The 12,591-nt window shown below is 72.5% G+C and carries 11 protein-coding genes; 4 read left to right on the forward strand and 7 right to left on the reverse strand.

The window, feature by feature from the left end; all coding sequences use genetic code 11:
* Positions 1 to 211: 211 nt before the first annotated feature.
* Both ACZ52J_RS08075 and ACZ52J_RS08080 read right to left on the reverse strand, forming a co-directional pair.
* Positions 212 to 1,432 (reverse strand): acetyl-CoA C-acetyltransferase, encoded by a 1,221-nt coding sequence (locus ACZ52J_RS08075; RefSeq protein WP_465616746.1) that lies wholly within the window; start codon positions 1,430 to 1,432, stop codon positions 212 to 214.
* 63 nt (positions 1,433 to 1,495) lie between these two features.
* The gene (locus tag ACZ52J_RS08080) at positions 1,496 to 2,566 is read right to left on the reverse strand and encodes an SGNH/GDSL hydrolase family protein (protein WP_465616748.1); all 1,071 of its coding nucleotides are present in this window, start codon (positions 2,564 to 2,566) and stop codon (positions 1,496 to 1,498) included.
* Positions 2,567 to 2,793: 227 nt separating this feature from the next.
* On the opposite strand from ACZ52J_RS08080, the gene ACZ52J_RS08085 reads away from it, so the two are divergent.
* From ACZ52J_RS08085 to ACZ52J_RS08095, 3 genes are all read left to right on the forward strand, one after another.
* Positions 2,794 to 4,194, forward strand: coding sequence for a cystathionine beta-synthase (locus tag ACZ52J_RS08085; RefSeq protein ID WP_465616750.1), 1,401 nt, complete (start codon positions 2,794 to 2,796; stop codon positions 4,192 to 4,194).
* A 511-nt stretch (positions 4,195 to 4,705) separates the two neighbouring features.
* The gene (locus ACZ52J_RS08090) at positions 4,706 to 5,044 is read left to right on the forward strand and encodes a hypothetical protein (RefSeq protein WP_360506431.1); all 339 of its coding nucleotides are present in this window, start codon (positions 4,706 to 4,708) and stop codon (positions 5,042 to 5,044) included.
* Positions 5,045 to 5,228: 184 nt separating this feature from the next.
* On the forward strand, positions 5,229 to 6,500 hold the full coding sequence (locus ACZ52J_RS08095; protein WP_360506434.1) for a L,D-transpeptidase: 1,272 nt from the start codon (positions 5,229 to 5,231) through the stop codon (positions 6,498 to 6,500).
* A gap of 34 nt (positions 6,501 to 6,534) precedes the next feature.
* Here ACZ52J_RS08095 and ACZ52J_RS08100 read toward each other — a convergent pair whose 3' ends face one another.
* The 4 genes from ACZ52J_RS08100 to ACZ52J_RS08115 all read right to left on the reverse strand — a co-directional run bounded on the left by ACZ52J_RS08100 (position 6,535) and on the right by ACZ52J_RS08115 (position 10,709).
* Positions 6,535 to 6,897: a cupin domain-containing protein gene (locus tag ACZ52J_RS08100; protein WP_360506437.1), complete on the reverse strand. Its 363-nt coding sequence runs from the start codon at positions 6,895 to 6,897 to the stop codon at positions 6,535 to 6,537.
* A 120-nt stretch (positions 6,898 to 7,017) separates the two neighbouring features.
* Positions 7,018 to 7,695 (reverse strand): peptide-methionine (S)-S-oxide reductase MsrA, encoded by a 678-nt coding sequence (gene msrA / locus ACZ52J_RS08105; protein ID WP_396287768.1) that lies wholly within the window; start codon positions 7,693 to 7,695, stop codon positions 7,018 to 7,020.
* A gap of 127 nt (positions 7,696 to 7,822) precedes the next feature.
* Positions 7,823 to 8,959 carry a hypothetical protein gene (locus tag ACZ52J_RS08110; protein ID WP_465616753.1) on the reverse strand — a complete coding sequence of 379 codons (1,137 nt, stop codon included), beginning with the start codon at positions 8,957 to 8,959 and terminating at the stop codon, positions 7,823 to 7,825.
* A gap of 94 nt (positions 8,960 to 9,053) precedes the next feature.
* Positions 9,054 to 10,709: a M48 family metalloprotease gene (locus tag ACZ52J_RS08115; protein ID WP_465616755.1), complete on the reverse strand. Its 1,656-nt coding sequence runs from the start codon at positions 10,707 to 10,709 to the stop codon at positions 9,054 to 9,056.
* A 203-nt stretch (positions 10,710 to 10,912) separates the two neighbouring features.
* Here ACZ52J_RS08115 and ACZ52J_RS08120 point away from each other — a divergent pair, with 203 nt between their 5' ends.
* Positions 10,913 to 12,067 carry a cystathionine gamma-synthase gene (locus ACZ52J_RS08120; RefSeq protein WP_360506445.1) on the forward strand — a complete coding sequence of 385 codons (1,155 nt, stop codon included), beginning with the start codon at positions 10,913 to 10,915 and terminating at the stop codon, positions 12,065 to 12,067.
* On the opposite strand, the gene ACZ52J_RS08125 is transcribed toward ACZ52J_RS08120, so the two are convergent.
* Positions 12,064 to 12,552, reverse strand: a complete 489-nt coding sequence (locus tag ACZ52J_RS08125) for a MarR family winged helix-turn-helix transcriptional regulator (protein WP_360506448.1) — start codon at positions 12,550 to 12,552, stop codon at positions 12,064 to 12,066. The genes ACZ52J_RS08120 and ACZ52J_RS08125 overlap by 4 nt on opposite strands.
* Positions 12,553 to 12,591: the final 39 nt, after the last annotated feature.

Raw genomic sequence — 12,591 nt, forward strand, 5'->3', positions numbered from 1 at the left:
TGTCTAATTCGTCCGGGACTTTCGCTCTTGTCCCCAAATTGTTAGGTAACACCGTTCTACGCAGTGGAGTTGATCCGCTCCGCAGTGTCGACTTCCGGGCCGAAAATGAACGGAAAGAGGGCCGGATCGACCTCGCGGTGTGATCCGGCCCTCAATTACGTAGCGTGACTCCAAATGGGTGGTCCAGACCCTTCGGAGGGTGCGGGGATGGTCAGCTGAGGCGCTCGATGACCATCGCCATGCCCTGGCCGCCGCCGACGCACATGGTCTCCAGACCGAACTGCTTGTCGTGCCACTGCAGGGAGTTGATCAGCGTGGTGGTGATCCGGGCGCCGGTCATGCCGAAGGGGTGGCCGACCGCGATGGCGCCGCCGTTGACGTTCAGCCTGTCCAGGTCGATGCCGAGGTCGCGGTAGGACGGGATCACCTGGGCCGCGAAGGCCTCGTTGATCTCGACCAGGTCGATGTCGTCGATGGTCAGGCCGGCCCGCTTGAGGGCCTGCTTGGAGGCCTCGACCGGGCCGTAGCCCATGATCTCGGGGGAGAGCGCGCTGACGCCGGTGGAGACCACCCGGGCGAGCGGGGTGATGCCGAGCTCGCGGGCCTTGGTGTCGGACATGATGACCAGCGCGGCCGCACCGTCGTTCAGCGGGCAGCAGTTACCGGCGGTCACGGTGCCGTCCGGGCGGAACACCGGCTTCAGGCCCGAGACGCCCTCCACGGTGACGCCGGCGCGCGGGCCGTCGTCCGTGCTGACCACGGTGCCGTCCGGGAGCGTCACCGGGGTGATCTCGCGCTCCCAGAAGCCGGCCTTGATGGCGGCCTCGGCGAGGTTCTGCGAGCGGACGCCGAACTCGTCCTGCTCGGCGCGGGTGATGCCCTTGAGTGCGGCCAGGTTCTCGGCGGTCTGGCCCATCGCGATGTAGGCGTCGGGCAGCAGCCCGTCCTCGCGCGGGTCGTGCCACTCGCCGCCGCCCTCCTCGGCGCGCTTGGCGGTGCGGGCCTGGGCCTCGCCGAAGAGCGGGTTCATGGTGCCCGGCATGCCGTCCGAGGTGCCGTGGATGCTGCGCGAGACGGTCTCCACGCCGGCCGAGATGAAGACGTCGCCCTCGCCCGCCTTGATCGCGTGCAGCGCCATCCGCGTGGTCTGCAGCGAGGAGGAGCAGTAGCGGGTGATGGTGGCGCCGGGCAGGTAGTCCATGCCCATCTGGACGGCCACGATGCGGGCCAGGTTGTGGCCCTGCTCGCCGCCGGGCAGGCCGCAGCCCAGCATCAGGTCGTCGATCTCGCGCGGGTCGAGCTGCGGCACCTTGGCCAGCGCGGCCTGGATGATGTGGGCGGTCAGGTCATCCGGGCGGACGTCCTTCAGGGAGCCCTTGAAAGCCCGGCCGATCGGCGAACGGGTGGCGCTGACGATGACGGCTTCGGGCATGAGGGGCTCCTCGCTGGGTGACGGCGGACCTGACGTCCGGGAGGAAAGTTACCGCTTGGTAGGTCAAGCGTCACCCGCCCCAGCGTGTGAGCTGGCCGACGTATTCCCGGGGCCCGGACGGGACTCTCCGGGCACGCCCGAGGGGGGCAGCCCGATCCGCAGGCGCTGGCGCAGCAGCGCCCAGCGGTGGCCGGCGCCCTCCGCCTCCACGGCCGCCACCTCGGTGCCCGCCTGCGCGGCCGCGGCGGCGGCGGCCACCGCGACCGGCAGCACCGTCTCACCCGGCACCGGCGCGGTCGGGCGCTCCTCCTCCGGCCAGAGGCCGAGCGCGGCGCAGACCGAGGGCAGTATGGCCATCGCGGCGGTCGCGTAGCCCTGGGCCGAGGGGTGGTAGCGGTCGGCGGCGAACATCTCCGGGCGGGCGGCGAACTCCGGGCCCAGCAGTGAGCCCACCGAGACCGTCCGGCCGCCCGCCTCCACCACCGCGATGGTCTGCGCGGCGGCCAGCTGTCGGCTCAGCCGGCGGGCCACCCAGCGCAGCGGCGGGCGCACCGGCTTGATCGTGCCGAGGTCCGGGCAGGTCCCGACGACCACCTCGCAGCCGTTGGCGCGCAGTGCGGCGACCGCCTCGCCGAGGTGGCGGACGGCCACCTGGGCCGGGCTGTGCCGGGTCACGTCGTTGGCGCCGATCATGATCACCGCGATGTCCGGGTGGTGCGGCAGCGCCTGCTCCAGCTGGCCGGAGAGGTCGGCGGAGCGGCCGCCGGAACGGGCCACGTTGACCAGCCGGACCGGGCGCTCGGCCACCGAGGCCAGACCGGCGGCGAGCAGGGCGCCGGGGGTCTCCCGGCCCCGTGCCACGCCGAGGCCGGCGCCGGTGGAGTCGCCGAGGACGGCCAGCACGAGCGGCTGCTGCGGGGCGGCGGCGCGGTCGGCGAAGGCCTCGCCGTAGACGCCGTCGGCCCTGGGCGGGACGGTCTCCAGGGCGCCGATGGCCTGGACGGCGAGCCTGCTCTCGGTCAGCAGCAGGCCCACCACCCCCACGCCGAGCAGCCCGAGCCCGCCGCCGCCGTACGCCGCCGCGGTGGCGATCCGCCGGGCCACCCGGGCCCGCGAGTCGTGTGCGCCTGGCATCCGGTGCCCCCTTCGCGTCCTCGTGCCGCCCCCGGCGGGGTCGTACACCCCTCCTACCCGCACGGAGGGCGCGAGTACCGGCGGGGGTGGTCCATTGGGGGAGGCAGGGGCCGCGGGGGATGTGGGGTCGTGCCTCCCGGGACGGACGGGCGGCCCGGGGTGCGTGCCACGCCCTAGGCTTTGCAGTACCGAAAGCACTCGCATGCCCATAGACCGGGAGGACCCCCGTGCGGTACCACAACTCGATCATCGACCTGGTCGGCAATACGCCACTGGTCAAGCTGAACAAGGTCACCGAGGGCATCAGCGCGACAGTGCTGGCGAAGGTCGAGTACTTCAACCCCGGCGGCTCGGTGAAGGACCGCATCGCGATGCGCATGATCGAGGCCGCCGAGGCCTCGGGCGCCCTGAAGCCGGGCGGCACCATCGTGGAGCCGACCTCCGGCAACACCGGTGTCGGTCTGGCGATCGTGGCCCAGCAGAAGGGCTACAAGTGCATCTTCGTCTGTCCGGACAAGGTCTCGACCGACAAGATCAACACCCTGCGCGCGTACGGCGCCGAGGTGGTCGTCTGCCCGACCGCCGTCGCCCCGGAGCACCCGGACTCCTACTACAACGTCTCCGACCGCCTCGTCCGTGAGACCCCGAACGCCTGGAAGCCGGACCAGTACTCGAACCCGGACAACCCGGCCTCGCACTACCACTCCACCGGCCCGGAGCTGTGGGAGCAGACCGACGGGAAGATCACCCACTTCGTGGCGGGCGTCGGCACCGGCGGCACCATCTCCGGCACCGGCAACTACCTGAAGGAGGTTTCGGGCGGCAAGGTCAAGGTGATCGGCGCCGACCCGGAGGGCTCGGTCTACTCGGGCGGCACCGGCCGGCCGTACCTGGTCGAGGGCGTCGGTGAGGACTTCTGGCCGACCGCCTACGACCGCGGCGTCGCGGACGGGATCGTCGCCGTCTCCGACAAGGACTCGTTCCAGATGACCCGCCGCCTGGCCAAGGAGGAGGGCCTGCTGGTCGGCGGCTCCTGCGGCATGGCCGTGGTGGCCGCGCTGGAGGTCGCCCGCGACCTCGGGCCGGACGACGTCGTGGTGGTGCTGCTGCCGGACGGCGGTCGCGGCTACCTGTCCAAGATCTTCAACGACGACTGGATGGCCGACTACGGCTTCCTGCCCTCGTCCACCGACGAGGCGCACATCAGCGAGGTGCTGGCCCGCAAGGAGGCCATCGAGCAGGGCGGCATCCCGCAGTTCGTCCACATGCACCCCAACGAGACGGTCGCCGAGGCGGTCCGGGTGCTGCGCGAGTACGGCGTCTCGCAGATGCCGGTGGTCTCCCCGGGCGCCGGGCACCCGGACATCATGGCCGGCGAGGTGATCGGCTCGGTGGTGGAGAAGCTGCTGCTGGAGGGCATCTTCGCCAAGGAGATCGAGCTGACCGACACCCTGGACAAGGTGATGTCCAAGCCGCTGCCGGTGGTCGGCTCGGGCGAGACCGTCACCAACCTGATGACCGTGCTGGAGAAGGCCGACGCGGCCGTCGTGCTGGTCGAGGGCAAGCCCCACGGCATCGTCACCCGCCAGGACCTGCTGGGCTACCTGACCGTCCGCGTCGCGCACTGACGCACGGTCACCGGCGCTTCGCCCGTGGACGGATCCGGAGGAATCGTCCACGGGCGAAGTGGTACACCGGCGTCACCTGCCCGCAGCATGTGGTTAACAAGCGTCCGGCATCGTAGTGGTCAACGGCAGCACGCCGAACGAGGCGACGGCAACCGTCCGGGAGCGGCTCCCCGGCGATCGCGGTCGACTCCGGACACATCGGGTGGCCCTGACACGGCCGCTGTGTCCTTCCTCCGCGGGAGGTGCCGTCGTCCCGCCCCTGTCCGGCTCCGGCCGATCGACAGGGTGTGGCGGCTCCCGCGGCCGCACCGCGCCGTACGGCGCGTCCCCGCGGCTCCCGGGTGGGGGAGCCGATGCGGGGGAACGGTGGGGCCGGTCCTTCTTCGAGGGACCGGCCCTTTCGTTCGGCTTCCTTCCGTCCGGCCTCCGTTCGCCGCCGGTCCCGGGTCCGCCGGCCCGCGGCTCCCGCCGTGTGCGCCGGGCGGCCCGCCGTTCCCGTACGCTCGCACGCATGACCAGCACTGAAACGACCGACCAGGACGCCCCGCGCTACGTCCGGGTCAAGATCGAGCTCATCGCGGAGATCACCGACGAGGGCGCCCTCAAGGCGGCGGCCCTGCAGGCGGTGACCGAGGACGAGTACCTCGACGACGAGGAGCGCGCCCAGTCCGTCGAGGCCATCGAGGTGGACCCGTCGGGTTCGCTCGCCCACTTCATCGACCCCGTCGCGCTGCTCGGCGACGTCCCCGGGGTGGAGCTCGCCTCGGCGACCTGGGAGTCGGCGCAGACCGAGTTCGACCCGGCCGACGAGGAGTGGGACGAGTACTCGGTGGACGAGTCCGCCGAGTAACGACGGCACTCCGTCACCGCTCGGAACGCCCGGTCTGCCACGGCAGATCGGGCGTTTTGTCCTTGTTCGGGGGCACGTTGGGTCATCTCATACGATCGCTTACCCTTCGGTGATGGAACCGTGAACGGGCGGATTGCGTTTTTGTATCCGTAAATGCCCGGGATGATCAGCAGGGAGACGCGACGTGACGGCACGGGACGGTCAGGGGCGGGCGGCCGGAGGAAGCTGGAGCCGACGCGGTGTTCTCGCAGGACTGATCGGGGCGCCCGTCCTGCTTCTCGCGGCCTGCAACGACAACAGCGGCAGTGGCGGTGGCAGCGGCTCCGGCGGCAGCGCGAGCGGCGCCCCGGGCTCGGGCGGCGGGAGCGGCACCCCGAAGACATCGGCCGCCGTGATCACCGTCACCCCCGCCGACGGGGCCACCGCCGCCAGCTTCAGCGAGCCGGTCAAGGTCACCGTGGGCAACGGCACGTTGAGCAGCGTCAAGGTCACCGACTCCACCGGCAAGGAGCTGGCCGGCCAGCTCTCCGCCGACAACACCGGCTGGACCTCGGCCGCGGCCCCGGCCAGCGGCACCAAGTACACCGTCGCAGCCGTCGCGGTGGACAAGGACAAGCTGGAGGCGGACTCCAACGCCGTCTTCACCACGGCGACCCCGGCCAACACCTTCGTCGGCTACTTCACCCCCGAGGACGGCTCGACGGTCGGCGTCGGCATGCCCGTCTCGATCAACTTCAGCAAGCCGATCACCGACCGCAAGGCCGTCCAGCAGGCGATCACCGTGACGGCGGAGCCGGGCGTCGAGATCGTCGGGCACTGGTTCTCCAGCACTCGCCTCGACTTCCGGCCGCAGGAGTACTGGGCCAAGGGCACCACCGTGACCCTCAAGCTCCGGCTCAAGGACGTCGAGGGCGCCAAGGGCGTGTACGGCACCCAGTCCAAGGACGTCCGCTTCACCATCGGCCGCGCCCAGACCACCGTCGCCGACCTCGGTGCCAAGAAGCTCACCGTCACCACCGACGGCCAGGTCAGCGCCGTCTACAAGATCTCCGGTGGGTCGCCCGAACACACCACCTGGGGCGGCAAGATGGTCATCTCCGAGCAGTACACGCAGACCCGGATGAACTCGCAGACCGTCAACCTGGGCAGCGAGTACGACATCGCGGACGTGCCGCACGCCCAGCGCCTCACCAGCTCGGGCACCTTCATCCACGGCAACTACTGGTCCCCGGCGTCGATCTTCGGCGGCCAGAACACCAGCCACGGCTGTGTCGGCCTGCAGGACGCCAAGGGCGCGCAGGACGCCGGTACCGACGGCTACAAGTTCTACAAGTCCTCGATGATCGGCGACGTGGTCGAGGTCGTGAACTCCGGTGACAAGACCGTCGCCCCGGACAACGGCCTGAACGGCTGGAACATGGGCTGGGCCGACTGGAAGGCCGGCAGCGCCGTCTGACATCCCGCCCGCACGCCCGGCAGGGGTGCGCGGATCAGCGCTTCGCGTAGTCCGTGAACCCCTGCCAGTCGATGACCACGCACGGCTCGTCGCCCAGGATCCAGGCGTCGTGCCCGGGCGGGCAGATCATGTAGTCGCCGGGGCCGAACTCCTCCGCCTGGCCGTCGTCCATGACGATCTTCATCCGGCCGGAGATCACGTACCCCGCGTGGGCCGCCTGGCAGCTGTCGGTCTTGGCGATCGGTTTCACGTGCTTGGACCACTGCCACCCCGGTTGGAACACGGCTCGGCCGACCGGGCCGGCGTCCAGGCTCACCAGGCGCAGTTCCCCTGTGCCCTCCTCGAAGGGGCGGACCTCCTCGGGATCGTCGAAGCTCTTGCGGACCAGACCGGACATGGCGGACTCCTCTCCACGAGGGGCGGCCCGGCCACCGGTGGGTGGCCGGGCCGCCCCTGCTGGCCCTTCCAGTCTGCGCCCGGAACCCGGCGCGGGTCACATGGAAGCGCCGACGCCCGGTCAGCCCTGGGTGCGGGCCACGCCGATCGGGCAGGAGGCGCCCGTACCGCCGAGACCGCAGTAGCCGTTGGGGTTCTTCGCCTCCGACAGGTACTGCTGGTGGTACGGCTCGGCCGGGAAGAACGGGCCGGCCGGGGCGATCTCGGTGGTGATCGGGCCGTAGCCGAGCGCGGTCAGGGCCGGCTGGAAGGCGTCCCGGGAGGCCGCGGCGGCCTCGGCCTGGGCGGGCGAGTGGGTGTAGACCGCGGAGCGGTACTGGGTGCCCACGTCGTTGCCCTGGCGGTTGCCCTGGGTCGGGTCGTGCGCCTCCCAGAACGTCTTCAGCAGCCGCTCGTAGGAGACCACCGCCGGGTCGTACACCACCCGGACCGCCTCGGTGTGCCCGGTCAGCCCGCTGCACACCTCCTCGTACGTCGGGTTGGCGGTGAAGCCGCCCTGGTAGCCGACCAGCGTCGTCCAGACGCCGGGCAGGCGCCAGAACGTCCGCTCGGCGCCCCAGAAGCAGCCCAGCCCGAAGTCGGCCACCTCCAGGCCCTCCGGGTACGGGCCGGACAGCGGGTGCCCGAGCACGGTGTGCGGTTCGCGCAGCTCGAAGGACGGGGCGGCCCGGCCGGGCAGCGCCTGGTCGGCGGGGACGAGCGAGGTCTTGTGGCGGTTGAACAGCACGGCCTGCTCCATCGGGTCGGGAAACCTGGTGCAGTGTGCAACGCGAACGGCCGCCCCCGGATTCCGGGAGCGGCCGTCGGGTTCCGTCCGTCGTGGCCCGCTGCGGCCGCGACCGCGGGCGCGGTCAGGCCTGCGGCGGTCAGGCCTGCTGTTCGGCTGCCGCGACCGCGCCCCGGACCGCGTCGATCCGCAGGTCGACGAAGGCCTGCCGGGGATCGTTGAAGATCACGGTGAACGGCTGCGGGATGTACCGGCCCAGCGCCCGGTACTGCTCCAGCGCCTCGGTCGACCGGCCGGCCCGGGTCAGGCCGTACGCGAGCCAGCCGCGCGCGTACCGGATCCGGTGGTGGTCCGGATCCGCGGCCGCCAGGTCGGCGAGCGCGGCGTCCAGGGCGGCGCCGACCTCCGGCCGCTCCCAGGCGGTGAGCTTCTCCCGGTCCTGGCCGAACTGCTCGTAGTACGCCTCCAGCTTCATCGGCGCGAGCAGGCTGCCGGCCGGCGCGGCGGCGACCGCCGCGTCGACGAACCCGTGCATCAGCTCGTGGCTGCCGTGCCACTTGTCGCACCAGTACTGCAGCGCCCGGTTGTGCGCCGCCCAGTGGTGCGGCTCGCGCTTGGCCAGCTCCGCCCAGAGCTCCCGGAACCGGTCGTTGGACCAGTTGAGGCCCATGGCGACGGAGATCTGCGCGGCCCACGGGTTGGGGTCGTCGTCGGCAGCGAGCTCGACGGCCGCCACACAGGCCTCCTCGGCCTCGGCCAGGACCCGGTGGAAGCCTGCGGCCTGCTCGCGGCTGACGTGCTGGGACCGGGCCGAGGTCCGGATGTTCCAGGCCAGGTACACCAGGGCGTCCGCGTGCACCAGCGCGGCGGCCGGGTCCTGCGGCCGCTCCGCGCGCCAGGCGCGCAGCCAGCCGTCGTCCTCGGCCGCCAGCCGGGCCAGCGCGCGCTGCCGCATCCAGCGGACGTCGGCGGTGGCCTCGGTGGTCAGGTAGGCGGCGGCCGGCCGCCAGTCGCCCGCCTTCGCGGCGGCGAGCGCGGCCGCCTCCTCGGGGCCGGGCTCGTCGTCCAGGACCAGCTCGCTGCCCGGCAGCAGCCCGTGGTCGGCCGGGGTGATGGTGTTCTTCGCCCGCGCCTCCTCGGTGAGCCGCGCCTCGTGGGCCGCGATGGTGGCCTTGGCCCGCTCCAGCTGGGCCAGCTTGCGCTTGGCCAACCGGGTCATGACGACCGGGAACAGCAGGACGAGGCCGACGACGACGAGCACGATGATGCCGATCAAGGAAGCTCCTTCCGAGGTGTGGCGGCCGGTCCGCCCGGTGGGTCGGTCCGCCGGGTGGATCAGAGAGCCGGGCGGGGTCAGGCAGCCGGGTGGGTCAGACGGCCGGGGCGGTGGGCGACGGGAGGCCCGCGCCGGCGAGCAGCGCGCGCATCGGCGCGGTGTCCGGGGTGTCCGTGCAGGCGGCGTCGAGGGCCGGGTCGAAGGCGTCCTCGAAGCCGTCCGGCAGGCGGAGTTCGGCCGGCCCGGACCAGGAGAGCTCCCAGTCGGCCCGTCCGGCTTCGGCCAGGGCGACGACGGCGGCGTGCGCCAGCTCCTCGCGCAGCGCCGGGCGGGCGAACTCGCGGGCGGCCCGGCCGGTGGCGGCGGCGGCCTGTTCGCTCTTCGGCAGCCGGTCGGTGAACTCCCAGGCCCGGCCGGCGTCGACGGCGTCGAGCAGGCCGTGGACGGTGGGCGGCAGGCCCAGTGCCGTCAGTGCCCGGCCGGCCGGGGCGGCCGCCTCGCGGGCGTGCGTCAGCATCGCCCCGCGGACCAGTGCGGGCCACTCGACCCGCTGCTTGCCGGCCGCCTCGGGGATCAGCGAGACGACCTCCAGCTCGGCCAGCACCCGCTCGGCGTCGTGCAGCAGCGCGAGGGCGGGTGCGTCGGCGCCGGGGCCGCGTCCGTCGTCGGGCAGCGCCTCGATCGCGGCGACCCGGCGGTCGATCGGCGGGTGCGAGTCGTACGGGTCGGGCTCGTGCTCGGGCAGTTCGAGCGCGTACTCGGCGAGCTCCTGCCGGCGCTTCGGGTCGCTCAGCAGGTGGAGCAGGCCGCCGTAGACCTGGCCGGGCGGCGGGAGCAGGCCCGCGTCCCAGCCGATGGTGGCGTAGCGGCCGAGGTAGAAGTCCTGGGCGGAGTCCAGCACCGGCATCTTGCGCAGCGCCGAGGCTGTGGCGTCCCGGCCCGCCAGCCGGGCGGCGACCAGATCGGCGGCGTACTCCTGGCGGCGGCCGACCGCCTCGGAGACCCGGAAGTAGAGCTTGGCGTACAGGGTGAAGAGCTTGGCGAGGGCCCGGTCGACACCGCCGCCGGCCTCCTCGCCGGCGGGCTTGCGGCCCTTGGCCAGCCGCTTCTCCGACTTGGCGGCGAGCTTGGCGGCCTCCTCGGCCTGGTGCAGGTCGGCGCGCTGGTGGAGACCGCCGATGGTGTGCAGGACGGCGCGGCGCCCGGCGACCGTCACGGCGGCCAGCCGTACGTCCCGGTTGCTGTAGTGGCCGAACTCGTGCGCCAGGACGGACTCCAGCTCGCCCTCGGTGAGGCCCATCAGCAGCGGGGCGCCGATGACCAGGTGCCGCTTGCCGGGGACCAGGCCGAGCAGCTTGGTCTCCTCCAGCACGCCCGCGTTGACCTCGGGCACCAGGCGGATCTCGGCCGGTCCGCGGACGCCGGTCCGCTCGGCGATCCGGTCGACCATGCCCCAGACGGCGGGCTGCTGCTCGCGGGTGAGGCGGACGCCGGGCAGCTCGCCGTCGTCGGTGCGGCGGCGGGTCAGGAACACCACCCGGAGCACCGGGTAGCCGATGACGGCGGTCACCCCCCAGATCTTGATCAGCCCGGGGTTCAGGTGGCCCGAGGCCTGGAACAGGGCGATGTCGAGGGTGAGCAGGCCCGCGACGATGCCGAGGGCGAGCAGGTAGAAACCGGCGAGCAGGGCCACGGCCGTGACGGCCCGGACGGATGTGCTCATGCCGGTGGAACGCTGGGGCGCGCCCATGCGGTGGTCCTCCCGGGGCGCGACGGCAGGACGGCGCGCGGTTGTTGCGTGGTGAACATGTGTACGGCAGGTGGGGATCGTAGCGGCTGCCGGTGCCCTACGCACCGCAGTTCGTGCCCGCCGTAGCCCCGCCCCGTCCACGGGTCCGGCCCGGCTTCCCGTTCCGGGGGGCGCGCGGGCGTGCGGCCATTAGGCTCGGACTCATGACCGAGCACCAGCTTCCCCAGGGCTTCGAGACCCTCGCCATCCACGCGGGTCAGGAAGCAGACCCCCAGACCGGGGCCGTCGTCACGCCGATCTACCAGGTGTCCACCTACAAGCAGGACGGGGTGGGCGGCCTGCGGGGCGGCTACGAGTACAGCCGCAGCGCCAACCCGACCCGCACCGCACTGGAGGAGTGCCTCGCCGCGCTCGAGGGCGGCGCCCGGGGCCTCGCCTTCGCCTCCGGCCTGGCGGCCGAGGACACCCTGCTGCGCACCATCCTCAAGCCGGGCGACCACATCGTGATCCCCAACGACGCCTACGGCGGCACCTTCCGGCTCTTCGCCAAGGTGCTGACCCGCTGGGGCGTCGAGTTCTCCGTGGCCAACACCCAGGACCTGGCCACCGTCCGCGAGGCGCTGCGCCCCAACACCCGCGCGGTGTGGGTGGAGACCCCGTCCAACCCGCTGCTGGGCATCACCGACCTGGCCGCGCTCGCCGAGATCGCGCACGGCGCCGGCGCGCTGCTGGTGGTCGACAACACCTTCGCCAGCCCGTACCTGCAGCAGCCGATCGCGCTCGGCGCGGACGCGGTCGTGCACTCCACCACCAAGTACATGGGCGGCCACTCGGACGTGGTCGGCGGCGCGCTGGTGCTGGCCGACGCGGCCCTCGGCGAGGAGGTCGCGTACCACCAGAACGCGATGGGCGCGGTCTCCGGCCCGTTCGACGCCTGGCTGGTGCTGCGCGGCATCAAGACGCTGGGCGTCCGGATGGACCGGCACAGCGCCAACGCCGAGAAGGTCGCCGAGCTGCTGGCGAGCCACCCCAAGGTCAGCCAGGTGCTGTACCCGGGCCTGCCCGAGCACCCCGGCCACGACATCGCCGCCAAGCAGATGAAGGCCTTCGGCGGCATGGTCTCGTTCCGGGTCGCGGGTGGCGAGGAGGCGGCCGTCGAGGTCTGCAACCGCGCGCAGCTGTTCACCCTCGGTGAGTCGCTCGGCGGCGTCGAGTCGCTGATCGAGCACCCGGGCCGGATGACGCACGCCTCGGTGGTCGGGTCGGCGCTGGAGGTGCCGTCCGACCTGGTGCGCGTCTCGGTCGGCATCGAGTCGATCGACGACCTGCTCGCGGACCTCAAGCAGGCGCTGGGCTAAGTCTGTTGGCCCTGCTGGTCCGCCGTGTACGACTCCATCGCGTGGTTGAAGCGGGCCAGCAGGGCGCAGAACGCCTGTTGCTCCTCCGGCGGCCAGTCGGCCACCAGGCGGCGGGTCAACTCGGCCCGTCCGTCCCGGACTTCGTCGAGCCGGCCGGCGCCGAGGGAGGTCAGCGCGAGCCGTACGGCGCGGCGGTCGGCCGGGTCCTGCACCCGGCCGACCAGTCCGGCGGCGACCAGCGGGGCGACCTGGCGGGTCACCGTGGAGGAGTCCACGCCCAGTGATTCGGCCAGTGCCTTGACGTTGGCGGGCCCGTGCCGCTCCAGCCGGTCGAGCAGCAGGTAGGCGGCCCGGTCCAGTGTCCCGACCCCGCCGCCGGAGGTCCGGACCTGTTCCATGCGGCGCGCGAACACCGCGAGCTGGTACTGGAGTTGGGTGTGCACGGGGTCGGTGCGGTCGGTGGCCTGGGGCGAGGTCGTCGTCATCGCGGCTCACGATCGTCGTGCGGTGAGTGAGGCTCAGAA

It is taken from the genome of Kitasatospora sp. NPDC034035 (assembly GCF_055575755.1).